At 68.8% G+C, this 26,061-nt stretch carries 26 protein-coding genes and 1 tRNA gene; 16 read left to right on the forward strand and 11 right to left on the reverse strand.

The features are described from left to right. The first annotated feature begins 2 nt into the window (after positions 1–2). The 3 genes from B7495_RS01145 to ccsB are packed head-to-tail and all read left to right on the forward strand — an operon-like array spanning position 3 to position 3,423. On the forward strand, positions 3–764 hold the full coding sequence (locus B7495_RS01145) for a cytochrome c biogenesis CcdA family protein (protein WP_088454971.1): 762 nt from the start codon (positions 3–5) through the stop codon (positions 762–764). Continuing rightward, positions 748–2,421 (forward strand): cytochrome c biogenesis protein ResB, encoded by a 1,674-nt coding sequence (locus B7495_RS01150; RefSeq protein ID WP_088454972.1) that lies wholly within the window; start codon positions 748–750, stop codon positions 2,419–2,421. The genes B7495_RS01145 and B7495_RS01150 overlap by 17 nt, the downstream gene beginning before the upstream one ends. A 51-nt stretch (positions 2,422–2,472) precedes the next feature. Next, positions 2,473–3,423 carry a c-type cytochrome biogenesis protein CcsB gene (gene ccsB / locus B7495_RS01155; protein WP_088457807.1) on the forward strand — a complete coding sequence of 317 codons (951 nt, stop codon included), beginning with the start codon at positions 2,473–2,475 and terminating at the stop codon, positions 3,421–3,423. A gap of 149 nt (positions 3,424–3,572) precedes the next feature. Here the strand turns inward: ccsB and B7495_RS01160 are convergent, their stop codons facing one another. The 5 genes from B7495_RS01160 to B7495_RS01180 are packed head-to-tail and all read right to left on the reverse strand — an operon-like array spanning position 3,573 to position 6,642. Further along, positions 3,573–4,553: an o-succinylbenzoate synthase gene (locus B7495_RS01160; RefSeq protein WP_088454973.1), complete on the reverse strand. Its 981-nt coding sequence runs from the start codon at positions 4,551–4,553 to the stop codon at positions 3,573–3,575. A 42-nt stretch (positions 4,554–4,595) separates the two neighbouring features. Continuing rightward, entirely contained in the window at positions 4,596–4,859 is a 264-nt protein-coding gene (locus B7495_RS01165; protein WP_088454974.1) for a hypothetical protein, read from the reverse strand. Next, entirely contained in the window at positions 4,856–5,188 is a 333-nt protein-coding gene (locus B7495_RS01170; RefSeq protein WP_088454975.1) for an ATP-dependent DNA ligase, read from the reverse strand. The genes B7495_RS01165 and B7495_RS01170 overlap by 4 nt, the downstream gene beginning before the upstream one ends. A 51-nt stretch (positions 5,189–5,239) precedes the next feature. Beyond that, positions 5,240–6,292 carry an RNA polymerase sigma factor RpoD/SigA gene (locus tag B7495_RS01175; RefSeq protein ID WP_088454976.1) on the reverse strand — a complete coding sequence of 351 codons (1,053 nt, stop codon included), beginning with the start codon at positions 6,290–6,292 and terminating at the stop codon, positions 5,240–5,242. After that, positions 6,289–6,642, reverse strand: a complete 354-nt coding sequence (locus tag B7495_RS01180; protein ID WP_088454977.1) for a hypothetical protein — start codon at positions 6,640–6,642, stop codon at positions 6,289–6,291. The genes B7495_RS01175 and B7495_RS01180 overlap by 4 nt, the downstream gene beginning before the upstream one ends. Positions 6,643–6,840: 198 nt before the next feature. Between B7495_RS01180 and B7495_RS01185 the strand changes: the two genes are divergently transcribed. From B7495_RS01185 to B7495_RS01195, 3 genes are all read left to right on the forward strand, one after another. Beyond that, on the forward strand, positions 6,841–7,752 hold the full coding sequence (locus B7495_RS01185; protein ID WP_088454978.1) for a 1,4-dihydroxy-2-naphthoyl-CoA synthase: 912 nt from the start codon (positions 6,841–6,843) through the stop codon (positions 7,750–7,752). 8 nt (positions 7,753–7,760) lie between these two features. Continuing rightward, positions 7,761–8,921: an AMP-binding protein gene (locus B7495_RS01190; protein WP_205748696.1), complete on the forward strand. Its 1,161-nt coding sequence runs from the start codon at positions 7,761–7,763 to the stop codon at positions 8,919–8,921. A gap of 77 nt (positions 8,922–8,998) precedes the next feature. After that, positions 8,999–10,039: a 1,4-dihydroxy-2-naphthoate polyprenyltransferase gene (locus B7495_RS01195; RefSeq protein WP_088454979.1), complete on the forward strand. Its 1,041-nt coding sequence runs from the start codon at positions 8,999–9,001 to the stop codon at positions 10,037–10,039. Between the two features lie 74 nt (positions 10,040–10,113). Here B7495_RS01195 and B7495_RS01200 read toward each other — a convergent pair whose 3' ends face one another. After that, positions 10,114–10,419, reverse strand: coding sequence for a DUF4229 domain-containing protein (locus B7495_RS01200; RefSeq protein ID WP_088454980.1), 306 nt, complete (start codon positions 10,417–10,419; stop codon positions 10,114–10,116). Between the two features lie 70 nt (positions 10,420–10,489). Here B7495_RS01200 and B7495_RS01205 point away from each other — a divergent pair, with 70 nt between their 5' ends. The 3 genes from B7495_RS01205 to B7495_RS01215 all read left to right on the forward strand — a co-directional run bounded on the left by B7495_RS01205 (position 10,490) and on the right by B7495_RS01215 (position 13,089). Continuing rightward, on the forward strand, positions 10,490–10,924 hold the full coding sequence (locus tag B7495_RS01205) for a PLD nuclease N-terminal domain-containing protein (RefSeq protein WP_088454981.1): 435 nt from the start codon (positions 10,490–10,492) through the stop codon (positions 10,922–10,924). Further along, positions 10,917–12,680 (forward strand): 2-succinyl-5-enolpyruvyl-6-hydroxy-3-cyclohexene-1-carboxylic-acid synthase, encoded by a 1,764-nt coding sequence (gene menD, locus B7495_RS01210; RefSeq protein ID WP_088457809.1) that lies wholly within the window; start codon positions 10,917–10,919, stop codon positions 12,678–12,680. Before B7495_RS01205 ends, menD begins: the two co-directional genes overlap by 8 nt. Before the next feature lie 100 nt (positions 12,681–12,780). Then, positions 12,781–13,089: a hypothetical protein gene (locus B7495_RS01215; protein ID WP_088454982.1), complete on the forward strand. Its 309-nt coding sequence runs from the start codon at positions 12,781–12,783 to the stop codon at positions 13,087–13,089. Positions 13,090–13,246: 157 nt separating this feature from the next. Here B7495_RS01215 and B7495_RS01220 read toward each other — a convergent pair whose 3' ends face one another. Next, on the reverse strand, positions 13,247–14,479 hold the full coding sequence (locus B7495_RS01220; protein WP_240632335.1) for an isochorismate synthase MenF: 1,233 nt from the start codon (positions 14,477–14,479) through the stop codon (positions 13,247–13,249). A gap of 108 nt (positions 14,480–14,587) precedes the next feature. Here B7495_RS01220 and B7495_RS01225 point away from each other — a divergent pair, with 108 nt between their 5' ends. From B7495_RS01225 to B7495_RS01240, 4 genes are all read left to right on the forward strand, one after another. Then, positions 14,588–15,268, forward strand: coding sequence for a class I SAM-dependent methyltransferase (locus B7495_RS01225; RefSeq protein ID WP_088454983.1), 681 nt, complete (start codon positions 14,588–14,590; stop codon positions 15,266–15,268). 31 nt (positions 15,269–15,299) lie between these two features. Then, positions 15,300–16,370 (forward strand): polyprenyl synthetase family protein, encoded by a 1,071-nt coding sequence (locus tag B7495_RS01230; protein WP_088454984.1) that lies wholly within the window; start codon positions 15,300–15,302, stop codon positions 16,368–16,370. A gap of 10 nt (positions 16,371–16,380) precedes the next feature. Continuing rightward, positions 16,381–17,778, forward strand: coding sequence for an FAD-dependent oxidoreductase (locus B7495_RS01235; protein WP_088454985.1), 1,398 nt, complete (start codon positions 16,381–16,383; stop codon positions 17,776–17,778). A gap of 71 nt (positions 17,779–17,849) precedes the next feature. Next, complete coding sequence (locus B7495_RS01240) at positions 17,850–18,836, forward strand: alpha/beta hydrolase (protein ID WP_088454986.1); 987 nt, start codon at positions 17,850–17,852, stop codon at positions 18,834–18,836. 75 nt (positions 18,837–18,911) lie between these two features. On the opposite strand, the gene B7495_RS01245 is transcribed toward B7495_RS01240, so the two are convergent. Both B7495_RS01245 and B7495_RS01250 read right to left on the reverse strand, forming a co-directional pair. Continuing rightward, complete coding sequence (locus tag B7495_RS01245) at positions 18,912–19,400, reverse strand: YajQ family cyclic di-GMP-binding protein (protein ID WP_088457811.1); 489 nt, start codon at positions 19,398–19,400, stop codon at positions 18,912–18,914. A 49-nt stretch (positions 19,401–19,449) separates the two neighbouring features. Then, the gene (locus B7495_RS01250) at positions 19,450–20,466 is read right to left on the reverse strand and encodes a LacI family DNA-binding transcriptional regulator (RefSeq protein WP_088454987.1); all 1,017 of its coding nucleotides are present in this window, start codon (positions 20,464–20,466) and stop codon (positions 19,450–19,452) included. Positions 20,467–20,622: 156 nt separating this feature from the next. Between B7495_RS01250 and B7495_RS01255 the strand changes: the two genes are divergently transcribed. The 3 genes from B7495_RS01255 to B7495_RS01265 all read left to right on the forward strand — a co-directional run bounded on the left by B7495_RS01255 (position 20,623) and on the right by B7495_RS01265 (position 23,221). Then, positions 20,623–20,704: transfer RNA gene (locus B7495_RS01255), tRNA-Tyr, on the forward strand. A gap of 100 nt (positions 20,705–20,804) precedes the next feature. Beyond that, the gene (locus B7495_RS01260; RefSeq protein WP_088454988.1) at positions 20,805–21,638 is read left to right on the forward strand and encodes an inositol monophosphatase family protein; all 834 of its coding nucleotides are present in this window, start codon (positions 20,805–20,807) and stop codon (positions 21,636–21,638) included. A 245-nt stretch (positions 21,639–21,883) separates the two neighbouring features. Further along, entirely contained in the window at positions 21,884–23,221 is a 1,338-nt protein-coding gene (locus B7495_RS01265) for a M23 family metallopeptidase (protein WP_133159696.1), read from the forward strand. Between the two features lie 130 nt (positions 23,222–23,351). On the opposite strand, the gene B7495_RS01270 is transcribed toward B7495_RS01265, so the two are convergent. Together B7495_RS01270 and B7495_RS01275 are read right to left on the reverse strand one after the other, a co-directional pair. Beyond that, a complete protein-coding gene (locus tag B7495_RS01270) occupies positions 23,352–24,113 on the reverse strand; it encodes a GTP pyrophosphokinase family protein (RefSeq protein ID WP_240632336.1) in 762 nt (253 codons plus the stop codon). A 130-nt stretch (positions 24,114–24,243) separates the two neighbouring features. Then, positions 24,244–25,914: a glycoside hydrolase family 13 protein gene (locus B7495_RS01275; RefSeq protein ID WP_088457813.1), complete on the reverse strand. Its 1,671-nt coding sequence runs from the start codon at positions 25,912–25,914 to the stop codon at positions 24,244–24,246. Between the last annotated feature and the right edge of the window lie 147 nt (positions 25,915–26,061).

Below are 26,061 nucleotides of genomic sequence, written 5' to 3' on the forward strand. Positions count from 1 at the left end.
GCGTGGGCAATCCCTTCGGCGAGATCGTCTTCAGCGGGCAACTGTTCCTGGCGATCCCGATCGCCGTGCTGGCCGGGCTCGTCTCGTTCGCGTCCCCGTGCATCCTGCCGCTCGTGCCCGGCTACCTGGCCTACATCGGCGGGTTCGCCGACGGGAGTAGCGGGTCGAAGCTCTCCGCGCGCCGGGGACGCAACCGGCTGCTGCTGGGCGTGGCCCTGTTCATCCTCGGCTTCACCCTGGTCTTCGTGCTCACCGGCGTGGTGTTCGGCGTCGCCGGGTTCTGGCTCAACCAGTACCGTGACCTGATCACCCGCGTCGCCGGCGCCGTCGTGATCCTGCTCGGCCTGGTCTTCGTCGGTCAGTTCGGCGCGATGCAGCGCACCATCAAGACCTCCTGGCGGCCGCGGATGGGCCTGGCCGGCGCTCCGGTGCTCGGCGCGGTCTTCGCGGTCGGCTGGACCCCGTGCACCGGCCCCACGCTCACGGCCATCAACTCGCTCAGCCTGAGCACCGGCTCACCGTGGCAGGGCGGCCTGCTGGCGCTGTTCTACGCGCTCGGCCTGGGCATCCCGTTTCTGCTGATCGCCCTGGGCCTGAACTGGGCCACCGGGGCCGTAGCCTTTCTCAAGCGTCATATCCGAGCGATCAACCTGTTCGGCGGCGTGCTCCTGATCGTTATCGGGGTGCTCATGGTGAGCGGCGTGTGGAATGCCTGGCTCCTGAACCTGCAAGGGGTGATTGGCAGCTATGTCCCGGCCATCTGACCACATCGACTCCGCCCCGGCGCCCACCGGCGACGGGATCACCCAGCCCAAACTCGGTTTTGTCGGCACCCTGCGTTGGTTCTGGCGTCAGCTCACCAGCATGCGCACCGCGCTGTTCCTGCTGCTGCTGCTCGCCATCGCGGCGGTGCCCGGCTCGCTGGTGCCCCAGCGCAGCTCCGACCCGAACGGCGTCACCCAGTACTTCACCGACAACCCCGACCTGGCGCCGGTGCTCGACAAGATCCAGGCGTTCGACGTGTACTCCTCCGCCTGGTTCTCCTCCATCTACCTGCTGCTGTTCGTCTCGCTGATCGGCTGCGTCATCCCGCGCACCAAGCACCACCTGCAGGCCCTGCGCGCCAAACCGCCCAAGACCCCCGCGCGCCTCGGCCGGCTGGCCGGCTTCACCACCCGCACGGCCCCGGCCGGCACGGATGCCGCCACCGCCGTCGCCTCCGCCCGCACCGTCCTCAAGCAGGGTCGCTACCGGGTGGCGCTGTTCGAGAGCCCCACTGAGTTCTCGGTCTCGGCCGAGCGCGGCTACCTGCGTGAGACCGGCAACCTGGTCTTCCACTCCGCCCTGGTCGGTCTCCTCGTGGTGGTCGGCTTCGGCAGCGGCTTCGGCTTCAGCGGCCAACGAGTGCTCGTGGAGGGCCAGACCTTCGTCAACACGCTGCTGGCCTACGACTCGTTCAACCCCGGCCGGTTCTTCGACGACACCGAACTGGACCCGTACACGCTCACCCTCGACGACTTCACGGTGAGCTACGAGACCGCGAACCTCGAGGCGTTCGGCCAGCCCGTCGACTTCACCGCCGGCGTCACGCTCACCCCGCGCGGCGGCGACGCCGAGCCCGGCGCGGTGCGGGTCAACGACCCGCTGCGCACCGGCGGCACCAGCGTCTACCTGCTCGGCAACGGCTACGCGCCCACCATCACGGTGAAGGACCCTGAGGGCACAGTGGTGTTCACCGACTCCGTGCCGTTCCTGCCGCAGGACGCCAACCTCACCTCGCTGGGCATCGTGAAGGTGCCGGACGGCCTCGCCGAGCAGGTGGGCCTGGTCGGCTTCTTCTACCCGACCCAAGACGAGAGCAGCACCGGCTCGTACTTCTCCAGCTTCCCCGACCTTGAGTACCCGGTGCTCACCCTCAATGTGTACGCGGGTGACCTGGGCCTGGACGAGGGTGTGCCCACCTCGGTGTACTCCCTCGACACCGACTCCATGGAGCCGCTGGCCACCCGCACGAGCGACATCCAGCCGCTCGAACTCAAGCCAGGCGAAACCCAGGAGCTGCCCAACGGGCTGGGCTCGGTGACCTTCGAGAACGCCACTCCGGATGCCGCGGCGGGAGACTTCTCAGGCTCGGTGCCGCGGTTCGCGTCGTTCGATATCCACCACGACCCCACCCAGGGCTGGGTGCTGCTGTTCGCGGTGCTCGTGCTCGGTGGGCTGCTCACCTCGCTGTTCGTGCCGCGCCGTCGGCTCTGGGTGAAGGCCATTGACCAGGCGGATGGCTCGGTGCGGCTCGAATACGCCGGCCTCGCCCGCGGGGAGGACCCGGCCCTGGAGTCGGCCGTCACCGCCCTCGCCGACCGGCACATCGCCCTGCTGGAACGCTCGGCCCCGGTCGTTTCACCCGTCGAACCCGCTTAGGCTGTACTGGTGAATCTGAACGAGCTCTCGATCCTCAGCCTGTACTCGGCCATGGCCGTCTACGCGTTGGCGTTCATCGCCTTCTCGATCGACCTGGCCAAGCGCAGCTCTGCGGTGGACGCGGCCGATGTCGAGTCCGCCAAGGCCCGAGCGGGCGAGGCCACCTCGGTGGGTTCCGCCGGCGGAACCAGCACCCTCACCCGCATCAGCGCCCGGATGGTCAACGATGCGGCGACGCCGTACGGCCGCTCCGCCAGCCTGCGGGTGGGCGTCTCGCTGACCGTGCTCGCCTGGGGCCTGCAGCTCGTGGCCACGGTGTTGCGCGGCATCGCCGCCGAGCGGGTGCCGTGGGCCAACATGTACGAGTTCGCGATGACCGGAACTCTCCTCATCGTCACGGTGTACCTGATCCTGCTGACCCGCATCGATCTGCGATTCCTGGGCACCTTCGTCACCGGACTTGTCCTGATCCTGCTCGGCATAGCCCAGCAGTATTACGTGGAAGTGGCCCCGCTGCCGCCGGCTCTGCAGTCGGTGTGGTTGGTCATCCACGTGTTCGTGGCGTCTCTCGCCACCGGGTTCTTCGCCCTCGGCTTCGCGCTCTCGTTCGTGCAGCTGCTGCAGGCCCGCCGCGAGGACCGGGTGGATACCGACAAGCCCGGCCGGCTCAAGTTCCTGAAGACCCTGCCGTCGGCGGTCACCCTGGAGAACCTGGCCTACCGCACCAACATCATCGGTTTCATCCTGTGGACCTTCACCCTCATGGCCGGCTCGATCTGGGCCGAACGGGCCTGGGGCCGGTACTGGGGTTGGGACACCAAAGAGGTCTGGACCTTCATCATCTGGGTGATCTACGCCGGGTACATCCACGCGCGGGCCACCCGGGGCTGGCGCGGATCGCGGTCGGCTTGGCTGGCGATCATCGGCTTCGCCGCCGTGATGTTCAACTTCGGCGTCGTGAACGTGTTCTTCAAGGGCCTGCACGCCTACTCCGGCCTGTAACCCGCGGCGAGGGTCGCGCCCGCTCGGTCCGCGCCCGATCGCCGGATCCGCAATGGGCGGGTGCCACGCCGTTATGCGGGTGGCGCGCCACCCGCATAACGGCGCCTAACCCGCAGAGCTCTAGGCGGGCCCTGCGTCGCGCCTCCTGATTACTCGGCGAGCAGGGCGTGCACGCGGGTGATGCGGGCGAGCCACCAGTCGCGGCGCTCAGGGCTGGCCGCGTAGGTGTCGAGAAGGTCGGCATCCGGCACCACCCGGCGCACCGGGATGCTGCCATCAACGGGCAGCAGCGGTTCATGGGTGACGTCGGCGGCCAGCAACGACGCGGTGGCCAGGCCGCAGTCGTAGTCGAGCTCGGGCAGCGCCGCCGCCAGGAACGCGCCCATCGAGATGCCGATCGAGGTGTCGAGGGCGCTGGAGACGATCAGCGGCAGGCCGGTCTCGGCCTGGATCGCGAGCACAGCGCGGATGCCGCCGAGCGGCTGCACCTTGACCACCAGGAGGTCGGCAGCGCCGGAGCGGGACACCAGCAGGGGATCGGACTCCTTGCGCACGCTCTCGTCGGCGGCGATCGGCAGGTCGAGGTAGTCGGTGCGGCGGCGGATCTCGGCCAACTCGTCGATCGACGCGCACGGCTGTTCGACGTACTCGAGGTCGAACTCGGCTAGGGCGTGGATCGCGTGCTCGGCCTCGTCGAGGTTCCAGAGCCCGTTGGCATCCACCCGGATGCGTCCCTCCGCGCCGAGTGCCTTGCGTACCGCGCGCACCCGCTCCACGTCTTCGGCGAGGGTCTGGCCGGGATCGGCGACCTTCACCTTGGCGGTGCGGCAGCCGGGGAACCGGGCCAGCAGTGCCGGCACGTCGGCGGCGTCGATGGCCGGCACCGTCGCGTTCACCGGAACCCGGTCTCGTCGAAGGGCCGGGCTCTCTTCCCAGCCGAACTCCAGCGCAGCCCGCAGCCAGGCCGACGCCTCTTCATCGTCGTACTCCACGAAGGGGGAGAACTCGGTCCAGCCGGCCGGCCCCTCGATCAATACGGCTTCACGGCTGGTGAGGCCGCGGAAGCCGGTGACGAGGGGGAGGTCGACCACGCGGGCGGTGGCGAGCACGTCGTGCAGTGAAGGGAGCATGGCTCTAGTGTGCCAGCATCCGCGGGTCCGCCCCTGAGCCGTTCATTCGGTGGAATCGGCGACGAACGTCTCCTCGGGAGTGAGCGTCACGTCCGGACCGTTGGGCTGCACGTCCACGATGGCGATCGCGGTGCCCGGAGAGATGAGCAGATAGGCATCCTGATAGCGCCCGGCGCCGCTGTTGACCCGCAGCCAGGTGGGCACGCCGGCCTCCGCCGCGTCGGAGATCTCGGCTCGGAGTGATTCGAGTGTGCGGTCGCCGAGCGTGTACGGCTTACCGCCGTAGACGATGTCGATGCGGGTCACGAATCATCCTTACCATTCGACGTGGATCCCAGGCGGTGCGGTTCCGGCACGATCTGCAGGCCGCCCGATGAATTCGCGGTCAGCATCAGCGCCTCGATCCAGTCGCGGTTGAGGCTGGGCGAACGACCGCCGAAATACTTGTAGGCCAAGGGGATGCTGGGATGCATCCAGATGGTGCTCCGTCCGTCACCGCCCTGCGGGTCGTCTCGCCAGGTGAAATAGAAGCACTCGCCCCGGCGTAGCTTGGCACCGATCACTACCTGGATGTGCGCGAGCACGCGATCATCGAAATCCGCCGTGAGGCTCGAATCGTACGTCAGCTTGCCCATTGCACCACTCCGTTGATAGGGGTAGGTGTTACGCTACGCCGGTTTTCGCTTCTAGTCCCTGAGATATCGCTCGAGTCGTGGCACCTTTAGGAGGGCCAAGGCTCGCTTCTCGATCTGTCGGACCCGCTCCCGCGTCACCCCCTGGATGACCGCGATCTGGTCGAGCGTGCGAGGTTCCTCACCGGTGAGACCGAAGCGGGCTGTGAGGATGGACCGCTCCCGGTCGGGCAGGGCATCGAGATAAAACGTGATGTCGGCAGCCCGCAGTGTGATGGTGGCGCACTCATCGGGCTGGGGCAGGTCGTCATCGATGATCAGCTCGGCGATGTCGCCGATGCCGTCGCCGACCGGTGCGTGCAGCGAGATGGGCTCGTTGTCGTACTGCAGCAGGCGGGACACGTCCCGCACCGCGATCTGCGACAGCTCGGCGATCTCCTTGAGCGTCGGTTCCCTGTCGAGGGTGCTGGTGAGGTCGCGGCGGATGCGCTTGATCTTGTTGAGCTTCTCGGCGGTGTGCACCGGGATGCGGATCATGCGAGACTTGTCGGCCATGCCGCGGTGGATGGCCTGCCGGATCCACCAGGTGGCGTAGGTGGAGAACTTGAATCCGGTCATGAAGTCGTACTTCTCCACCGCCCGCACCAGGCCGATGTTGCCGTCCTGCACGAGGTCCATGATCGGGACGCCGCGGCCGGAGTAGTGCTTGGCGATGCTCACCACGAGACGCAGGTTGGCCTCGATGAAGTGGTTCTTCGCCCGCCGGCCCTCGAACACCAGGCAGGTGAGTTCGCGCTTGAACTCGGGGGTCACCGGGGTGCCTTCGGCTTCCGCCCGGTTCATCTTCTCCTCGGCGAACAGGCCCACCTCGATCTTGCGGGCCAGATCCACCTCGTCCTCGGCCGAGAGCAGGGGGCCCTTGCCGATGCGGCGCAGGTAGTCGCCGAAGGCATCCGTGGAAGCCCGGCTGTAGCGGGAGGTGGCCGCGGCGCTGGCGGCGGCCGACGGCGAATACGACGACGGGGTCGACTCCGGCGGCGCTGCCGGGGTTTGAGTTGTGGCGCGAGCGCTCGCACGGGTGGTGGGCGGCTGGACGATGGTTGTCATGCGAGGACCCCCCGGGGGAGAAGACTGGCTGTGGCACGGTCAAAGGAAGTGAAGTAGGCGCGTTCCCGCGGACGACCGAGGTTGGTCACCTCGAAGGCGCTGCCGACGATCTGGATGAAGCCGAGTAGGGCGGTCGGGTCGTCATGCTCGATGCCATGGTCTGCGACGCGCCACTCCGTGGGGGAGAGTTCGGTGATCTCGACGTCGCCGAGGCCGAGGGCCGTGTCGTCGACGGTGCTGCCGGGTATGGGTGTCGGGTTCAGGACAGGAGCGGTGTAGGTTTCGGCGCTGGTGACGGGTGCGTATTCGGGTAACGCGGTGTCGGGTGCCGAGGGGCTGTTGTGAAACATGACCACCTCCAGGTCGTTCGGGTGACATAAGTACACAACTCGGCGTCAAGCCCGTTCAAGGGGTTGACGGGGAAGCCGCCGAGGAGGTACACCTGAATAGCCCTCATGTCTGGTGTGAGCGGTCCCAGCTGTATATCGGTCCATGTCAGGACCCGGCGACCAACCCGGCAGCCTGAGCCTGCCGCGTAGTCTGGTGCCATGCCCGAACTGGTTTCAGAGATCTTCGACCCGACCCAGTGGCGTTCGGTGGATGGCTTCGGCGCTCTTGCCGACATCACCTATCACCACGACCTCACCGGCCGCATCGCCCGCGTGGCCTTCAACCGGCCGGAGGTGCGCAACGCCTTCAGGCCGCAAACCGTCGACGAACTCTACGCCGCCCTCGAGGACGCCCGCACCAATCCGCACATCGGCGTGGTGCTGCTCACCGGCAACGGCCCGAGCGCGCGCGACGGTGGCTGGGCGTTCTGCTCCGGCGGCGACCAGCGCATCCGCGGCAGGGACGGCTATAAGTACGGTGAGGGCGAGACCGCCAGCGGCATCGACAAGGCCAGGGGCGGCCGGCTGCACATCCTCGAGGTGCAGCGTCTGATCCGTTTCATGCCCAAGGTCGTCATCGCCGTGATCCCCGGCTGGGCGGCGGGCGGCGGGCACTCCCTGCACGTGGTCTGCGACCTCAGCATCGCCAGCGCCGAGCACGGCAAGTTCAAGCAGACGGATGCCGATGTCGGCTCCTTCGACGGCGGCTACGGCAGCGCATATTTCGCCCGCCAGGTAGGCCAGAAGGCGGCCAGGGAGGTCTTCTTCCTCGCCCGCGAGTACTCGGCCCAACGGGCTCTCGAGATGGGCGCGATCAACGCCGTCGTCCCGCACGCCGAGCTGGAGAACGAGGCGCTGGACTGGGCGCGCACAATTCTGACCAAGTCGCCCACGGCCATCCGGATGCTCAAGTTCGCCTTCAACGCCGTGGACGACGGCATGGTCGGGCAGCAGGTCTTCGCGGGTGAGGCCACCCGCCTGGCCTACGGCACCGACGAGGCCGTCGAGGGCCGGGACTCGTTCCTTGAGAAGCGCGAACCGGACTGGTCGCCGTACCCCTGGCAGTTCTAGGGGATGCGGTGAGGCCCGTCCGCGCCGTTCCCGCCGGGGATCCGGTGCACCTGCTGACCGAGTTGCGCCTGGCGCTCTCCGCCACGGGTGACGCGCTGCTACCGGTGCCGGTGCCGTCGCCTACGGCCGACAACGGAACCGGGGCCGACCGGGCCGGGCTCGGACCGGTGCCGCGCCGAGTGGCCGTGGTGATCGAAACATCGGGCTCGACGGCCGCGCCCAAACGGGTGATGCTCAGCACCGACGCGTTGCTCGCCTCCGCGGCAGCGTCGAGCGTGGCCCTCGGCGGCGACGGCCAATGGTTACTCGCCCTGCCCGCCCACTACATCGCCGGCGTGCAGGTGCTCGTGCGGTCGATCGTGGCCGGCACCGAACCCGTTCTGCTGCCGCCCGGCCACTTCGATCCCGTCGTCTTCGCCGAGTACGCCCGCCGCCTCGTCGAACCGTTGCGGTTCACCTCGCTGGTTCCCGTGCAGCTGGCCCGGCTGCTGGATGCCGCCGACGCCGACCCGGCGATCCTGACCGTGCTGCGGCGCTTCACCGGCATCCTCGTGGGCGGCCAGGCCGTGGCCCCGGCACTGATCGACCGGGCCGAACGGCAGAAGATCCGCGTGTTGCGCACCTACGGTTCGTCCGAGACCGCCGGCGGCTGTGTGTACGACGGCGTCCCGATCGGCAACACCTTGGTGCGTGCCGTCGACGGGCAGCTCGAGATCAGCGGAGCGGTACTCGCCGACGGGTACCTCGGCGATGAGGATCGCACCGGCGACAGATTCCGGGACGACCACGGCGTGCGCTGGTACCGCACGGGCGACCTGGGTGCGGTCGCCGTCGACGGCACCGTGAGCGTCACCGGCCGGGCCGACAACGTGATCGTCTCCGGCGGTGAGAAAGTGTCGCTCGATGCCGTCGAGGCCCTCGTGCGCAGCCTCCCCGGGCTGGGCGAGGCCGTCGTGGTGCGCGCCGCCGACCCGGTCTGGGGGCAGACACCGGTGGTGGTGGTGGTGGTAGCCGCTGCGCCGCCGGCGTTGGAAGCCGTGCGCGCCGCCGCGGCCTCGGCTCTGGGCCGCGCCGCCCGCCCCTCTCGCATCGTGACCGTCGAGACCCTCCCGCTCCTGGCCTCGGGAAAGCCGGACCGGCAGGCGTTGGAAGCGTTCATCGCACGCTGAGGGCCCGGCCCGCGGGACCGCCCGACGGCCCGGCGGTGACCCGGCGGAGACCCGGATGCGGCCGGTAACATGAGGGCGTGGCACATGGAGCGCGGCCGAACGAGCCGAAACAACAGAAGTCCCGTCAGACCAGCCAGAACGGCGCCCGGAACACGGCGCCGACCGGGCCCAAGTACCCGGCGAAGTCGGGCAACCCGGCCCGGAAGAACTCTGCGAGGACCGGACCCGCACGCAGCGGGCCGGCAACTGCCGGCGACTGGATCTCCGGCGCGCGCCTCCGCACCTTGCCGCTGGCCGTCGCGCCGGTGGCGCTGGGAACCGGAGCCGCTGTCGTGGCCGGTGGCGCCGGCGAGTTCCACTGGGTGCGGGCACTGCTCGCGCTGGTGGTGGCGGTGAGCCTGCAGATCGGTGTGAACTACGCGAACGACTATTCCGACGGCATCCGCGGCACCGACAACCACCGGGTCGGCCCGGCTCGCCTCACCGGTGGGGGAGCCGCCAAGCCCCGCGCCGTGCTCACCGTGGCGCTGGCCTTCTTCGGCATCGCCGCCGTCGCCGGCCTGGTGCTCGTGGTGGTGAGCCAGTACTGGTGGTTGCTCGCCGTGGGCGCCCTGGCCATCGTGGCGGCCTGGTTCTACACCGGCGGTAAGAAGCCGTACGGCTACCTGGGCCTGGGCGAACTGTTCGTGTTCGTCTTCTTCGGCCTGGTGGCCACGGTCGGCACCACCTACGTGCAGGTGGGCACCGTCAACCTGGAGAGCTGGCTGAGCGCCGTCGCCATCGGCCTGATCGCCTGCGCGGTGCTGATGGTGAACAACCTGCGCGACATCAAGCCGGACAAGGCAGCCGGCAAGCGCACCCTCGCCGTGTGGATCGGCGCCAGGGCATCCCGCGTGGTGTTCTGCGTGTTCCTGCTGGTGCCCTTCGCCATAGCGGGCTTCTTCGCGCTGTTCTACCCGCTGGCCTGGCTCACCTTCTTCGTGCTGCTCCTGGTGCTGCCGGCCTGCCTGATCGTGGCGACCGCGAAGACGGCGAAGGAACTGATCCTGGTGCTCAAGCTCACCAGCTTGGCGGCGCTGCTCTACGGCATCACGCTCGGGCTGGCCTTCGCCCTGTAACGGCACAACTGTTGCCCGCAGCGGCAACAGGTAGCGTCGAGCCGCCCGCTCAGCGGATGACTACGAGCGGACGACTACGGCGCGGGCGGGGTGCGGCCGACGTTGGTCTGAGAAGCCGCGGCGCGGTCGACGGCGGCGTCCTCCGACTCGGCATCCGGGTGCACGGGCTCCTTGTCGCGGTGCCGCACCTCGTAAAGACCGCGGGCCACCGTTTCGCGCCGGGCGCGAAGGAAAATGTAGGACAGGCACAGGCCGATCACCGCGGCGAGCAGCGCCGCCAACCAGCCCTCGATGCCCAGCAGTGACAGCACCACGAAGGGCACGACGAACATCAGGACGCGGAGCACGGTGAAGACCAACCAGGCCGGAACAGCTTTCATACTTGCAGCTTAAACCGTGCCGCTGAGAGTACTCACCGATCTCTCGGCTGACCGGCCTACAATTAGCAGCATGTTCCGCCTGTTGTTCGGCCTCGGAGTCGTCGTCGTCATTCTCACCGTGTATGCGGTGGTGGATTGCGCGCTGTTCGACCGCAATCGTATACGTGGCGTGCCCCGGTGGGCCTGGATCCTGATGATCATCCTGCTGCCGGTGATCGGCGCCGTGCTGTGGCTGGTGATCGGTCGCGGCCGCCGCAGCACCGCCGCGAACACCGGCGGCCGGGTCACCCGGTCGATGGCCCCCGACGACGACCCCGACTTCCTGCGCGGCCTGGACCGCGTGAAGGACCAGGACCAGCGCATCCGCGATCTCGAGCAGGAACTGGCCGACTTCGACAAGATGGACCCGCCTGCCGACGACACACCCCATCCCGGCACCGCCGGAGTCGACCCCAAGAAGACCGAACCCGGTGAGGGTGACCAGCCGGGCCGACGGGATGCCTGAGACCACCGACGTTTCCGGCTCGACCACCCTGCCTGACACCGCACTCGTGCGTCCGGTCGCGCCGAGCGGCAGCCCCGCCACCGACTTCAGCGTGGCATTGCTGGCCGAGTTCGTGAGCCTCGGTGTGCGCGACATCGTGCTCAGCCCGGGGTCACGGTCCCAGGCGCTGGCGCTGGCAGCCACCGAATTCGAACGGCTCGGCCTGCTGCGCCTGCACGTGCGCATCGACGAGCGCGGGGCGGGCTTTCTCGCGCTCGGGCTCGCCATCGAGAGCGGTCGCCCCGCTCTGGTGGTCTGCACCTCCGGCACCGCTGTGGCCAACCTGCATCCCGCGGTGCTCGAGGCACACCATTCCGTGGTGCCCATGATCCTGCTCACCGCCGACAGGCCGGCCGAGCTGCGGGGCATCCGTTCGAACCAGACCACCGTGCAGCCGGGGATCTTTGCGGAGGCCGTGCGTCTCTGCGAGGACGTGGCAGCCCCCGACGGAACCGTGGGGGAGTCTGGCACCGCGCTCGCCCTGGCCCGGCTGGCCTACGCGACGGCGCTGGGCACCCAGACGAACAACCCCGGCCCCGTGCAGCTGAACCTGGCGTTCCGTGAGCCGTTGTCGGCCGCCGTCGAGCTCGAGGCCGTCGCCGCTGCTGCGTCCCTGCCGGGCCGGCCGGATGCGGCGGCGCCCGCCGATCCGCCGCATCCGTTGCCGCCGGGTCCCCGCACCGTCGTCGTCGCCGGCGCCGGTGCCGGGCCGGCCGCGGAGGAGCTGGCCCGACTCGCCGGCTGGCCGCTGATCGCCGAGGTCTCCAGCGGCGCCAGGTTCGGTCCGAACCTCGTCGTGGCCTACCGCGAACTGCTCGGGGACGCCGACTTCGGCGGCCAGGTGCAACGCGTGATCGTGTTCGGCCACCCCACCCTCAGCCGGGAGATCCCGGCGCTCGTGCTGCGTGAAGCCGTACAGACCATCGTCGTGGCCCCGGCCGGCCTCGAGTGGTACAACCCCGGGCACCGGGTAGCGAGGTTCGCGCGCGCCGTTGCCGCCACCGACGAGGCGATCGCCGTAGCGGGAACCCGCGAGGCCAGGGCCTGGGTGGGCCGGTGGGTGATGGCGAGCCGGAGCATCCTGGCCGAGGACACCGAGCTCGACGCCCCGGCCTTCAACACCCACGGCCTGTCCAAGGCCGAGTTCGCGGCGATGAAGGCCCCGGTCACCCGGGCAATGCTCGCCGACGCCGTGTGGCGCGCCTCCTGGCCGCACGACCGCCTGGTGCTGGGCGCGTCCCGGCTGATCCGCGAGCTGGACAGCCGGGTGGCGGGCAAGAAGATCCCCGTGCACGCCAACCGTGGTCTGGCCGGCATCGACGGCACCATTGCCACGGCGCTGGGCATCGCGTTGGCCAGCCAGGCGGGCCCGCAGCCGCTGTCGACGGGCACGACCCGGCTGCTCGTCGGCGACGTGACCCTGCTGCACGACGCCGGCTCACTGCTGATTGCGCCCGGTGAGGTGCGACCGCGGCTGCAGGTGATCGTGGGCAACGACGGCGGCGGCACCATCTTCGACGGCCTCGAGGTGGCGACCACCGCCGCCCCGTCTGCCATCGACAGAGTGCTCTTCACCCCGCAGCAAGTGAATCTCGAGGCTCTCGCCACCGCCTACGGCTGGGACTACGCGCGGGCGGCGACCCGCAGCACCCTGGAGAGCGCCCTGACGGCGCCGGTGGCCTGCCCGACCCTGCTCGAGGTCCCCCTGGCCCGCTAACTGGAAGCCGGCCTTGTGTTGCCGGTGCGGGGCGTTGGCGGGTTTGGTACCGTTGCACTCGTTCCGTGCCAGACGTGCGGGAACGGCCAAGGAGTGCCCCATGCCCGGTAGGACCGCACCACCCGCACCCGCCGCCTCTCCGCCGGCCAGGGTCAAAGCAGACACGCTCGCCCTGTCCGCCATGATCGTCGGCGTCGTCGCATTCCTCTGCGGCTGGATGCCCGTGCTCGGCCTGATCATCGGCAGCGTCGGCGTGATCCTCGGCCTCCTGGCCAGGCGGCGCTCGAACCGTCCGGAGCTCGGCCTGACCGCTCTGATCCTCTCGATCCTGGCGGTATTGACCAACATCGTCGTCGACGTGATCGTGGTCGTCCTCATGGTGACCCAGGCCAACAACCTGCCCGCCTAGGCCGGTCCGCACCGGCCGGGCCGCGGGGAACATCCGCTAACTGTGCCCGAAGCGGACAAGTGCGCCCGGTGTGCCGGGACCATTTGTCCAGAGCGGGAACAGTTGCGGTCGGCGACTGGCCGGCGGATGACCGGATGCCCGAGCGCCCGAGCGGCTGTCAGCCGAAGGCCTCGACAACGGGGCGGAACTTCATCTTGGTTTCGGCCAGCTCACGGTCGGGGTCCGAGTCCAGGACGATGCCGCAGCCGGCGTACGCCGTGATGTCGCCGGTGGGGGACACCTGTGCGCAGCGCAGCGCGATGGCCCACTCGCCGTCGCCGTCCGCGCCGACCCAGCCCACCGGGCCGGCGTAGCGACCGCGGTCGAACGGCTCCAACTCGCGGATGAGCGCGAGAGCGTCCAGCGTGGGGGTGCCGGCGACCGCCGCGGTCGGGTGCATCGCCGCGATCAGGTCGAGGGAGGTGGACCCGTCGCTCAGGGTGCCCTCGACGTCGGTGGCCAGGTGCCACAGGTTGGGCAGCTTCACCGTGAACGGGATCTCACTCGTGGTGAGCACCGAGGTGTGCGGACGCAGCGCGGCGAGCACACTCTGCACGGCGAACTCGTGTTCGTCGCCGTCCTTGCTCGAGGTGGCCAGCGCGAGGGCGGCCTCGAGGTCGGCCGCGGCATCCGCCCCGCGGGAAATGGTGCCGGCCAGCACGCGGGCGTTGACCTCGTTGTGGTCGGCCCGGATCAGGGTCTCCGGGCTGGAACCGACGAGTCCGTCGACGGCGTATGTCCAGCAGTCCGGGTAGCCCAGGGCCAGTTCGGTCAGCAGCAGACGCAGGTCGGACTCGGCGGGCAGCCGGCCGACGAGGTCGCGGGCGAGCACCACTTTGCTCAGCTCCTGGGCGCCGATGTGGTCCACCGCGGCGGCGACGGCCGCCCGGTAGTCGGCCGGCTTCAGGGCGCCGGGCAGCAGGGAGATGCGGTACTCGTCACCGTGCGGGTGCAGCGCCAGCGGAATCTCGGGGGCGGCCTGGCCGGTGGGCCAGATCCGGGTGACCCAGCACTGACCGTCCTCGCGGCCCACGATCAGCTCGGGGACGATGAGCACGCTGGTCTGGCTGGAGGAGTCGTCGAAGGCGAAGGTGCCGAAGGCCAGCAGGCCGGTGCCCGTGCGCGCCAGCGGGTCGGTCACCGTGGCGGCCGCGACGACATCGCGCCAGGCTGCGGCGGCATCCGTCATGCGGGTGGGCCCGGAGAACTCCAGGCGCAGGGCCGTGCCGATGCCGGCGAGGCCCTGGTTGCGGCGCATCCAGAGCAGCGGCTGCCGCTCGTCGAGCAGCAGGATCAGCTGGCGAATGTCGGCAATCGGGGAGGTCTCAACCGTTAGAGCTGGCGCATTCACTTGTCTACCCTAAGCCCGCGCCCGCGGATACCCGGGCCGCGCGTCGCAATCTAGACTGGACCGGTGAGTAGAGCAGATCTAAATAAGCAGCCCGCGCAGGTCGCCGCCATGTTCGATTTGGTCTCGACCCACTACGACCGCACCAACGCGTTGCTCTCGGTGGGCAACGCCTCGTTGTGGCGCGTCGCCACGACCAGGGCCGTCAACCCGCGCCGCGGCGAGCGGATCCTCGACATCGCCGCCGGGACCGGCACCTCCAGCGTGGCCCTCGCGCACACCGGCGCGCACGTGGTGGCCGCCGACTTCTCCGCGGGCATGATCAAGGTGGGCCGCGAACGGCACGCGGACAACCCCAACGTTGAGTTCGTGCAGGCGGATGCCACCCAGCTGCCGTTCAAGGACGGCGAGTTCGACGCCGTCACCATCTCGTTCGGCCTGCGCAACGTGGTGGAGCCCAAGAAGGCCCTCGCGGAGTTCTACAGGGTCACCAAGCCCGGCGGCCGCGTGGTCATCTGCGAGTTCTCCACCCCGCCCGTCGCGCCCATCCGGGTGGGCTACTTCGCCTACCTCAATCATGTGATGCCGCGCATCGTGAAGCTGGCGTCCTCCAACGCCGAGGCCTACGACTACCTGGGCGAGTCCATCGCGGCCTGGCCGAACCAGCCCACCCTCAGCGCCTGGCTGCGCGACGCCGGATACGATGCCGTGGCGTACCGCAACCTCAGTCTCGGTATCGTGGCTCTGCACCGCGGAATCAAGACCGAGCACGCCCCCGCTTCAACCTCCTGAAACTCCCAGATCCGATCGTTAGGCTGACAGAGTGAAATTGACCGCCCCCGTGGCCCGCCGGAGCCCGTCGGTAACGTCGCAGCTGGGCCTGAGCGATCGAATCTTCTCCACCCCCGCCGACCGCGGCCTGGCTGCCAGCATCGACAAAGGCCTCGAAGAGGTGAAGACGACCCTGCTGGGTGAACTCGTCTTCGCCGACGAGATCGCCGCCGTGACCAGCCGGTACCTGCTCGACGCCGGCGGCAAGCGCGTGCGCCCGATGCTCGCGCTGCTCACCTCCCACCTCGGCGACGGCACCATCCCCGACGTGGTCCGCGCGGCCGCCGCCATCGAGATCACCCACCTCGCCTCGCTGTACCACGACGACGTCATGGACGATGCCGAGAAGCGCCGCGGCGTGCCCAGCGCCCAGGTGGTCTGGGGCAACTCCATCGCCATCCTCGCCGGCGACCTGCTCTTCTCCCGCGCCAACCAGCTGATGGGCAGGCTCGGCGAACGCGCGGTGCGCCTGCAGGGCGACACCTTCGAACGCCTGGTGCTCGGCCAGCTGCACGAGACCGTCGGACCCAAGGACGGCGAGGACCCGATCGAGCACTACATCCAGGTGCTCGCCGACAAGACCGGCTCCCTGATCGCCGCCGCCGCCCAGGCCGGGATCATCTTCTCCAACGCTCCCGAGAAATTCGAGGAGCCCGTCGTGCTCTTCGGCGAGCGGATCGGTGTCGCCTTCCAGCTCATCGACGACGTACTCGACCTGTCGCCGCAGCCCGAGGCGACCGGCAAGGTGCCCGGCACCGATCTGCGCGCCGGGGTCGCCACCCTGCCGCTGCTGCGCCTGCGTGAGCGTGCGGCAACGGATGTGCGCGCCGCCGACCTGGCCGCCCGCCTCGAGGCCGATGTGATGAGCAGCGCCGGCGTGGCCACCGAGGCCGCCGACTCCGCCATCACGGCTCTGCGCGAACACGACGTGACCACCCAGACCCTCGCGGAGGCTCACGGTTGGGCCCGTGATGCCGTTGCCGCCCTTGCCCCCCTGCCGAACGGCTCGGTCAAGAAGGCGCTCACCCGCTTCGCCGAGACCATCGTCGAGCGATCCAGCTAGAAAGGCTTCCATGACCAAGTTGCGATTGGCCATCGTCGGTGCGGGCCCCGCCGGCATCTACGCCGCAGACATCCTCCTGAAGGCCGAGCGAAACTTCGACGTTTCCATCGACCTGTTCGACCACCTGCCGGCCCCCTACGGGCTGGTGCGTTACGGCGTGGCGCCGGACCACCCCCGCATCAAGGGCATCATCAACGCGCTCCGCGACGTACTGGATCGCGGCGACATCCGCCTGTTCGGGAACGTGCGCTACGGCACCGACATCACCCTCGATGACCTCAAGAAGCACTACAACGCGGTCATCTTCGCCACCGGCGCCGTGCACGACGCCAACCTGCCCATCCCCGGCATCGAACTCGAGGGCTCCTATGGCGCCGCGAGGTTCGTGAGCTGGTTCGACGGCCACCCCGACGTGCCGCGCACCTGGCCGCTCGAGGCAAAGTCCGTCGCGGTGATCGGCAACGGCAACGTCGCCCTCGACGTCTCCCGCATGCTCGCCAAGCACGCCGACGACCTGCTGCCCACCGAGATCCCGGCCAACGTCTACGACGGACTCAAGGCCTCCCCGGTGACGGATGTGCACGTGTTCGGGCGCCGAGGCCCCACCTCGGTGAAGTTCACCCCGCTGGAGCTGCGCGAACTCGGCGAGCTGCCCGACGTGGACATCATCGTCTACGACGAGGACTTCGACTACGACGACGCCGCCCGCGCGGCGGTGGCCAGCAACAAGCAGGTCTTCGTGATCGACAAGGTGCTCAACCAGTGGCGGAAGCGCGAGACCGGCCAGGCATCGCGTCGGCTGCACCTGCACTTCTTCGCCCGACCGGTGGAGGTCACCGACGACGGCAACGGCCACGTCGGCGGCTTCCGGTATGAGCGCACCGCACCGGATGGCCATGGCGGTGTGCACGGCACCGGCGAGATCCGCGAGCTGCCGATCCAGGCCATCTACCGGGCGGTCGGCTACTACGGCTCGTCGTTGCCCGGCATCCCGTTCGACAAGAAGCGCGGCGTGATCCCCAACCGCGAGGGCCAAGTGCTCTGGAAGGGTGAGCCCGGCTTCGAGTCCAGCACCGGCAGCCAGCAGATGTACGGCGTCTACGCCACCGGCTGGATCAAGCGCGGACCGGTGGGCCTGATCGGGCACACCAAGTCCGACGCGATGGAGACCGTGCGGCACCTGATCAACGACGTCGGCAACTGGTGGCGGCCAGAAGCGCCCGAGGAGCAGAGCATCGTGGAGCTGCTGGAGTCCCGCGGCGTGGCGTACACCAACCTCGACGGCTGGCACCACCTCGACCAGCACGAGCTGGCGCTCGGCGCCGAGCAGGGCCGTGTGCGCGTCAAGGTCGTCCCGCGCCACGAAATGGTCGAGGTCTCCCGAGCCCAAGTCCCCGCCGAACTGTAGGCAAGCGGCGAGCCGTGAGCAAAGCACCGAAAATCGAACGATTCGGGGGCTTAGCTCACGGCTCGCGTGCTGTGGCCTGGCAGGACGACATCCTGGGCAGTGACTACCAGGCAGCTACCCTGCCGCTGGGCAGCGACGGCGAAGGGGAGGTCGTCGCCACGCTGGTGCGGCACCGCCCGCCCCTGACCGACCTGGTGTCGCCGGCGGCCCCGGCGCACGGCACCGATGTGCTCTACCTGCACGGATGGTCGGACTACTTCTTCCAGACCGGCCTCGCCGAGCACTGGCACGGTCTCGGCGCCCGGTTCTACGCCCTCGATCTGCGGAAGTACGGGCGCAGCCTGCGGGAGCATCAGACACCCGGCTTCGTGGCCGACCTGGCCACCTACGACGCCGACATCGAAGCCGCCCTTGCCGCGATGGGCCACGGCGAAAACGCCGAACGGCCCTCGCGGCGGCGGCTGGTGCTGATGGGGCACTCCACCGGCGGCCTCACCCTGAGCCTGTGGGCCTCCAGGCACCCGGGGCGGGCCCATGCGCTCGTGCTGAACAGCCCGTGGCTGGAGTTTCAGGCCGGCGGTGTGGGCCGGGCCTTCATCACGCCGCTCGTGCAGCTGGGCGCCCGCGTGCAGCCGCTGGGCACCCTGCCCCAGGTGGACCTGGGCTTCTACAGCCGCTCGGTCTCGTCCGAGTTCGACGGCGAGTGGTCCTACGAACCACGCTGGCGCCCGCCGCGCGGTTTCCCACCGCCCCGGGCCTGGCTGAACGCGGTGCTCGAGGGACACGCCGCCGTGGCGGCCGGACTGGGCATCGAGGTGCCTATCCTCACGCTGCTGTCGGCGCGGTCCACGATCCTGCCGCGCTGGAGCGAGCAGATGCGGCACAGCGACAGCGTCCTGGTGGTGAACGACATCGCCAGGGCCGCCGTGCGGCTGGGTGCGACGGTGACGGTGGCGCGCATCGAGGGAGCCCTGCACGACGTCGTCCTCTCCGCCGAGGCGCCGCGCGAAGCGGCCTACGCCGCCCTCACCCGGTGGCTCCGCGCCTACGCGCCCTGACCATCCGCGAACCGTGAGAAAAGCCCCAGATCTCGGAAGATTCTGGGGCTTAAGTCATAGTTCGCGGAAGGGGAACTAGCGGAAGTTGACGAACTGGAGGGCCACGTCGAGGTCCTTGCCCTTGAGCAGGGCCATCGTGGACTGCAGGTCGTCGCGGCTCTTCGAGCTCACGCGCAGTTCGTCGCCCTGAATCTGGCTCTTGACGCCCTTGGGGCCCTCGTCGCGGATGATCTTGTTGATCTTCTTCGCGTTCTCCTGGTCGATTCCGGCCTTCATGCTGGCCTCGATGCGGTACTCCTTGCCCGACGGGTACGGCTCACCGGCGTCGAGGCTGCGCAGCGAGATGCCGCGCTTGATCAGCTTCGACTCGAACACCTCGAGGATCGCCTTGACGCGCTCCTCGGTGTTCGCCTTCATGAGCACCTTCTCGCCGCTCATTTCGATGGATGCCCCGACGTTCTTGAAGTCGTAGCGCTGCGCCACCTCTTTGTGAGCCTGGTTGAGCGCGTTGTCGATCTCCATGGGGTCGACCTTGCTGACGATGTCGAACGTAGAATCTGCCATGAGAGCCATGTTACCGAGAAGGGCCGGATGCCGCCCGACGGCGCTCTGATCAGTCGCCGGGGCGTGCCGTACTCGAGCGCACGATCAGCTCGAACGGCATCGGAGTGTTCAGGGCCGCCTGGTCGTGCTGGCCAGGATGCAGCTGGTCCATCAGGATCTCCACGGCCTTGGCGCCCTGGCCCTGCGGGAACTGCGCGATGGTGCTCAGGCCGAAGAAGTCCGCCAGTTCGTGGTCGTCGATGCCGATCACCGAGACGTCCCGCGGCACGACCAGGCCCAGGTCCCGAGCGGCCAGGATGCTGCCGATCGCCATCTCGTCCGACGCGGCGAAGATCGCCGTCGGACGGTCGTGCGGGCTGCCCAGCAGCTGCTTCGCCGCCTGGTAACCGCCACGGATGGTGAAGTCGGCCGGTTGGAACAGCTCGGGGGCCACGCCGATACCGGCGGCTTCCAGGGCAGCCTCGTAGCCGAAGCGCCGGTTGGTGGGCAGGTGGAAGTCGAGGTCGTAGTCCTTGGTGCCGCCGATGTGGGCGATCCGGGTGTGGCCGAGCGCGAGCAGGTGCTCGGTGGCGAGCCGGGCCACGGCCGCGTCGTCGATGGTGAGGGTGCGCACGCCCGTGATCGGGCCGCCGACGCCCACGAGCGGCTTGCCGAGCGCGTGCAGCCTGGCCACCTCGCTCTCGGTCAGTTCCAGCGAGATCGCGATCACGGCATCCACCCGCTGACGGAGCAGGAAGTGCTCGAAGACGCTGCGGCGCTCGTCGCCGCCGCCGGTGAGGTTGTAGAGGGTGAGGTCGTAGCCGTTGTGCAGCAGTTCCTTCTGAGCGCCCTCGACGACGCTGGAGAAGAACCACCGATTCAGGAACGGCACGACCACGCCGATGTTCTTCATGCGACCCGACGCCAGGCTGGACGCGTTCGACGACACCACGTAGCCCAGCTCCAGGGCCGCGGCCTTGACCTTGAGCCTGGTCGTGGGCGACACGTGGCCGTTGCCGCTCAGGGCGCGCGAAACCGTGGCGGTGGAGACGCCCGCGCGACGGGCGACCTCGTCGATTCCGACCATTCGGGTTCCTAACCGGCGTGCAAGAGGGGGTGTGAAGTGATCATATCCACCGGTTCGGCGCCCGGCCGCCCACCCTGATTTCGCACTTGGGCCCTTCGGCTTGTATTCTGTCTGAGCGTCTCCGGTCACGTGGCTACATATGGCCGGGTATGCACTGGCGAGTTACCCAAGCGGCCAAAGGGATCTGACTGTAAATCAGACGGCGTAGCCTTCGTGAGTTCGAATCTCGCACTCGCCACAGCAAGAATGGGGCAAGACCAGCACCACCACAACGCGCCGGGCCTCCGGCGCGTTTGTGCGTTAACCCGCCCGTTACCGCTCGGGCGTACCGTGGTCAGATGACCCCTTCCGCCACGACCGAACTGCTCACCCTCGCCCAGGAGACCGCGATGGTGGCCGGAGAGCTCGCCCGTCGCCGGCGGGCGGAAGGCGTGCAGATCGCCGCGTCGAAGTCGTCCCCGGAGGACGTGGTCACGCTCGCGGACCGGGAGACCGAGGCGCTCATCCGCGGCCTGCTCGCGGATGCGCGACCCGACGACGGCTTCTGCGGCGAGGAGTCCACCGCCACCGCGGGCACCTCCGGACTGACCTGGGTCGTCGACCCCATCGACGGAACCGTCAACTACCTCTACGGCATCCCCTGTTACGCCGTGAGCATCGCCGTGGTCGAGGGCGACGCCGACCCGGCCAGCTGGAGCGCCCTGGCCGGCGCGGTGCGCAACCCGGCGATCGACGAACTGTTCTCCGCCCGCGCCGGCGATGGTGCGCACCTGAACGGGCGCGCGCTGCAGGTGACGAGCGGGGTGCCGTTGTCGTTGGCCCTGTTCGGTACCGGATTCTCCTACGACTCGGTCCGGCGAACCCGCCAGGCGAAGGTCCTGCACGGTCTGATCAGCCAGGTCCGTGACGTGCGGCGGATGGGCGCGGCCTCACTGGACCTGTGCTCGGTGGCCGCCGGCCGGCTGGACCTCTACTACGAGCGCGGATTGCACCCCTGGGATCACGCCGCCGGGGCCCTCGTCGCCACGGAGGCCGGCGCCCGGGTGGGCGCGTTCGGCGCGGACCGTGAAGGCGTCAGCCTTCTCATCGCGGCCGCGCCCGATCTGTACGCCACCGCCGAGCCGCTGCTCGCGAATCTTTTCGAGCAATTTATGGCCGACGACGACATTTGAGAATCGGAGTGCCGCTGACGGCTCCGCACCCGCTGGATGGCGGGGCAGACGCCCGATCCGCTATCACGCCTGGCCCTCCTTGCGCATCCTCCACAGGGAGGGATACACCCCGTGTTCGGGTGTGATTTGCCGACATCAAATGGCCATCCGGCGCTCCGCAAGCTAGCCTTTATCTATTCGTTACTTTGGCTCACGTCAAAACGCGAGCCTCTAGCCCTGTCCAACGCGCCGAAAGTACCCGTCCTTTGTCACGTCACACCCCGTTGTCGGATGCCCCCGCAGCCGACTCCAGTGACCTCTCACAGAGCGACCTCGGCAGCACCGATTCGACCGAGCCGGCCCTCGCACCGCACCGCACGCTCACGCGTCGCGAACAGCGCGAGCTCGAGCGTCGCGCGGAGCTGGCCGCCGAACCGACGCCGGTAACCGAGCCGGCACCCACCGAAACCGCCGACTTTGTTGCCGTCTCCGACGTGGAACCCCAGCCGGTCACCGAGCTGTCGCCCGCGGCGCACCTCCTGGTCGGTGCCGGACTGGCCGAACCTCACCTCGAGACCGTCGTTCTCAAGGAACGCGATCTGGCGCTGCCTGCCGAGCCGGCCTACGAGCAGATCCCAAGCGACGTTTCCCCGAACACCACGACCACGACGATCATCCTGCCGTCTCGCGCGGCCCTGCGTGCCCAGCTGCGCGCCGTGCAGGCGATCGACGACCAGGCGCCGGCCGGCGAGCCTGCTGCGGCGTCACAGGCCCGCACGGAGCCGAGTGAGCCGGAGCACACGCTGCCCGCCTTCGTTCCTCGCACCCGGGCCCTACCGTCCTCCGCCAAGCCCGGTGTGGCATCGGCACGTTCGGGACACCACCGTATGCGCATGCTGGCCACCAAGGGTGGGTCGATCATCGCGATGACCTTCGTCGCACTGATGGCCGTCGCCACCTCGATCCCCGCCGAGGCGCTGCTGTCCTCCAGCGACGTGCAGGCCGCGGCCCTCGAAGCCAAGAAGCCCACGAGCGGCGCCGACCCCGCCCAGGTCATCAACCTGGCCAACGGCACAGACACCATCACCGTCGAACAGGACAGCTACCAGTCGCAGTCCATCGCCGAGGTCGCGGCGGCGAGCGGCATCCGTATGGAAGACACGTTCAGCAACAACCCGAACGGAACCATCCAGTGGCCGTTCGCGGTCGGCGTGCACGTGGGCGACCAGTTCGGCTACCGCAACTGCGCAGGCTGCTCGGTCAACCACGGCGGCCAGGACTTCAACCCCGGCCTCGGCGCCCCCACCCAGGCAATCGCCGACGGTGTGGTCAGCTTCACCGAGGACGGCGAGGGCAGCCTCGGCGTGCACATGATCATCGATCACATGATCGACGGCAAGCTGGTCTCCAGCGTCTATGCGCACATGATCCACGGCTCGATGCTGCTGAAGACCGGTGACGTCGTCAAGGTCGGCCAGGTCCTCGGCAAGGTCGGCTCCACGGGCATGTCGACGGGCCCGCACCTGCACTTCGAGATCCGCCTCGGTGGTATCAACGGCACCAAGACCGACCCGCTCGCCTGGCTCTACGCCAACACCAACTAGCTCGCGCTTCGCCTGATCTCGACAGGCTCGATCAACGGCGGTCTCGCGCCCCAGGCATCCCGCGAGAGCGGTCAGGTGGCCGCTTCGCGGGCGTCGAGGCGACCAGAAGCCCGCTTTCGCGAGGTCCGGGTCAGGCTTCTTTGGCGAGAAACGCCTCGAGCAGCGACCGGGGGAGCGGGAACGGTGCGACGCCGTCCGCCCCGTGCTGGGCCGGCCGTGCCTCTCGCGGCGTCACGGGCTCGGACGCTTCGCCCAACGACACGACCTGGTCGTGCAGGCGTTCCATGTCGATGTCGAGCCGGTTGGCCACGTCGGCGGCCTGCTTGAGCTCACCCACCAGCGCGGTCGGCACCGCGCCGTCGTACTTGTAGAAGATCTTGTGCTCGAGACTCGCCCAGAAATCCATGGCCACGGTGCGGATCTGCACCTCGACGGTGACGGGCTGCACCCGGTCGGACATGAACACCGGGATCGCCGCGATCAGGTGCAGGCTCTTGTAGCCGTTGGGCTTGGGGTTCTTGATGTAGTCCTTGACCTGCAGCACAGTGATGTCCCGTTGACCGGTGAGCATCTCGAGCACCCTGTAGGTGTCCGAGATGAAGCTGCAGGTGATCCGGATGCCCGCGATGTCCTGGATGTTCTCGCGGATGCCCTCGAGGTCCAGCGGGTAACCCTTGCGGTTGGCCTTCTTGAGGATGCCCTCCGGCGACTTGAGCCGGTGGCTGACGTGCTCGATCGGGCTGTAGTCATGGATCGCGCTGAATTCTTCCTTGAGGATGTTGACCTTGGTCATCATCTCGTCGGTCGCGAACTTGTACGACATCATGAACCGGGTGAGCTCGGTCCGGATTTCCCGGAGGTCACTGGGCCATTCGACAACCTGGTCAGTCACGAGCGCTCCCCAATCAACGGCGGCCCAGCGAACGCCGGTGGCCACCTCGAGTCTGCCATCCCCCGCATCGGTACTCGCTGGGAGCGAGCTGCGAGCGGGGGAGTGGCGACTACTCGGTGATGCGAGGTGGTCAGCCCTGCAGCCAGGCCGTGGTGTCACCCGGCAGCGTGCGCCCGGTGAGGGTGGCGCTGGAAAGCAGCACATCGCCGGCGGGCAGCTCGATGGGCTGGTCGCCGGTGTTGGCGACCACCACGACATTCCGGTTGCGGAATACGAGCACGTCCTCGCTGGGCGAGGGCAGCCAGTCCACCGAGCCGAAGCCGAGTTCGTTCGCGCGGCGCAGGGCGAGGGCATCGGTGTAGAGCTCGAGGGTCGAGCCCTCCACACCGGCCTGCGCGTCGCGGGCCAGGGTGGCCCACTCGGCGGGCTGGGGCAGCCAGCTCTGGGCGCTCGGCCCGAAGCCGTACGACGGCGCGGCGCCTTCCCACGGGATGGGCACCCGGCAGCCGTCGCGGCCGTAGCGCTCACCGTTGGTGCGGAACCAGGTGGGGTCCTCCCGCGACGAATCGGGCAGGTGGATGACCTCGGGCAGGCCGAGTTCTTCGCCCTGGTAGATGTAGCTCGACCCCGGCAGCGCGAGCATCAGGGCGGATGCGGCGCGGGCGCGACGCAGTCCCACCTCGGTGTCCGGCAGGCCGACGGTGTTCGGGCCGATGCCGTGACCCTGCAGGTTGTCGGCGGTGAGCGCGAGCCTGGACGCGTGGCGCACGACATCGTGGTTGGAGAGCACCCAGGTGCTCGGCGCGCCAACGGAGCTGAACGCGGCGAGCGAATCGTCGATCACGCGGCGGAGCGCGGGAGCCTGCCACGGCGTCTCCAGGTAGGCGAAATTGAAGGCCTGGTGCATCTCATCCGGACGCACCCACTGCGCTACCCGCTCGAGCGGGTCGACCCAGGCCTCAGCGGCCAGGATCCGGTCACCGTCATACTCGTCGAGCACGATGCGCCAGTCGCGGTAGATGTCGTGCACGCCGTCCTGGGCCCAATACGGGGCTCCGGCGACGGGCTCCGCCACAACGCCGGGTTCGAGCGCGGTGGTCGCGCCGCCCATGCTGCCGCCGTCGACGGGCGGGGTGTAGTCGGGCAGGCCCTTGGCCTTGATCATGCCGTGGGCGACATCCACCCTGAATCCGTCGACGCCGCGGTCCAGCCAGAAGCGAAGCACATCCCGGAACTCGGCGCGCACCCACTCGTTGTCCCAGTCGAAGTCGGGCTGGGTGGTGTCGAAGAGGTGGAGGTACCACTGGCCGGGGGTGCCGTCCGGGTCGGTCGTGCGGGTCCAGGCGTTGCCGCCGAACACGGACTCCCAGTTGTTCGGCGGAAGCTCACCGTTCTCGCCCAGGCCGTCGCGGAAGATGTAGTGGCCGCGCTCTTCGCTGCCGGGGCCGGCGGCCAGTGCGGCCTGAAACCACGGGTGGTCGCTCGAGGAGTGGTTCGGCACGATGTCGACGATCACCCGGATGCCCAGGTCGTGCGCGGCGGCCTGCATCTTGTCGTAGTCGGACAGGGTGCCGAACAGGGGATCGACATCGCAGTAGTCGGAGACGTCATAGCCGGCGTCGCGCTGCGGCGACGTGTAGAAGGGTGACAGCCAGATGGCGTCCACCCCCAATTCGGCGAGCTGCGGCAGCCTGGAGCGGATGCCGGCGAGGTCGCCCATGCCGTCGCCGTTCGCGTCAGCGAACGACCGTGGGTAGATCTGATAGATAACGGCGTTACGCCACCACTCTGTGCCTGTCATGACGGACACACTACGGCATTTTGAGATGCATGCAAGCGCTTCCACAAACGTTGCTGGCGAATGTGGCATCAGAGCTGTCGATAACCACACACTGGGTTGCCAATCGAGGAAATGGCAGGTATACATGTAACCGCTTGCACAAAATGT

The organism is Cryobacterium sp. LW097 (genome assembly GCF_002205495.2).
Taxonomy (GTDB): Bacteria; Actinomycetota; Actinomycetes; order Actinomycetales; family Microbacteriaceae; genus Cryobacterium; species Cryobacterium zongtaii.

Excerpts from the sequence above, each read along its gene's own strand:
- B7495_RS01150 (WP_088454972.1), top strand. The coding sequence starts at position 748 with ATGTCCCGGCCATCTGACCACATCGACTCCGCCCCGGCGCCCACCGGC.
- B7495_RS01235 (WP_088454985.1), top strand. The coding sequence starts at position 16,381 with ATGACCAAGTTGCGATTGGCCATCGTCGGTGCGGGCCCCGCCGGCATC.
- B7495_RS01275 (WP_088457813.1), bottom strand. The coding sequence starts at position 25,914 with ATGACAGGCACAGAGTGGTGGCGTAACGCCGTTATCTATCAGATCTAC.
- B7495_RS01180 (WP_088454977.1), bottom strand. The coding sequence starts at position 6,642 with ATGTTTCACAACAGCCCCTCGGCACCCGACACCGCGTTACCCGAATAC.
- B7495_RS01160 (WP_088454973.1), bottom strand. The coding sequence starts at position 4,553 with ATGCTCCCTTCACTGCACGACGTGCTCGCCACCGCCCGCGTGGTCGAC.
- B7495_RS01245 (WP_088457811.1), bottom strand. The coding sequence starts at position 19,400 with ATGGCAGATTCTACGTTCGACATCGTCAGCAAGGTCGACCCCATGGAG.
- B7495_RS01225 (WP_088454983.1), top strand. The coding sequence starts at position 14,588 with ATGTTCGATTTGGTCTCGACCCACTACGACCGCACCAACGCGTTGCTC.
- ccsB (WP_088457807.1), top strand. The coding sequence starts at position 2,473 with ATGGCCGTCTACGCGTTGGCGTTCATCGCCTTCTCGATCGACCTGGCC.
- B7495_RS01215 (WP_088454982.1), top strand. The coding sequence starts at position 12,781 with ATGCCCGGTAGGACCGCACCACCCGCACCCGCCGCCTCTCCGCCGGCC.
- B7495_RS01200 (WP_088454980.1), bottom strand. The coding sequence starts at position 10,419 with ATGAAAGCTGTTCCGGCCTGGTTGGTCTTCACCGTGCTCCGCGTCCTG.
- menD (WP_088457809.1), top strand. The coding sequence starts at position 10,917 with ATGCCTGAGACCACCGACGTTTCCGGCTCGACCACCCTGCCTGACACC.
- B7495_RS01175 (WP_088454976.1), bottom strand. The coding sequence starts at position 6,292 with ATGACAACCATCGTCCAGCCGCCCACCACCCGTGCGAGCGCTCGCGCC.
- B7495_RS01250 (WP_088454987.1), bottom strand. The coding sequence starts at position 20,466 with ATGGTCGGAATCGACGAGGTCGCCCGTCGCGCGGGCGTCTCCACCGCC.
- B7495_RS01205 (WP_088454981.1), top strand. The coding sequence starts at position 10,490 with ATGTTCCGCCTGTTGTTCGGCCTCGGAGTCGTCGTCGTCATTCTCACC.
- B7495_RS01185 (WP_088454978.1), top strand. The coding sequence starts at position 6,841 with ATGCCCGAACTGGTTTCAGAGATCTTCGACCCGACCCAGTGGCGTTCG.
- B7495_RS01260 (WP_088454988.1), top strand. The coding sequence starts at position 20,805 with ATGACCCCTTCCGCCACGACCGAACTGCTCACCCTCGCCCAGGAGACC.
- B7495_RS01170 (WP_088454975.1), bottom strand. The coding sequence starts at position 5,188 with ATGGGCAAGCTGACGTACGATTCGAGCCTCACGGCGGATTTCGATGAT.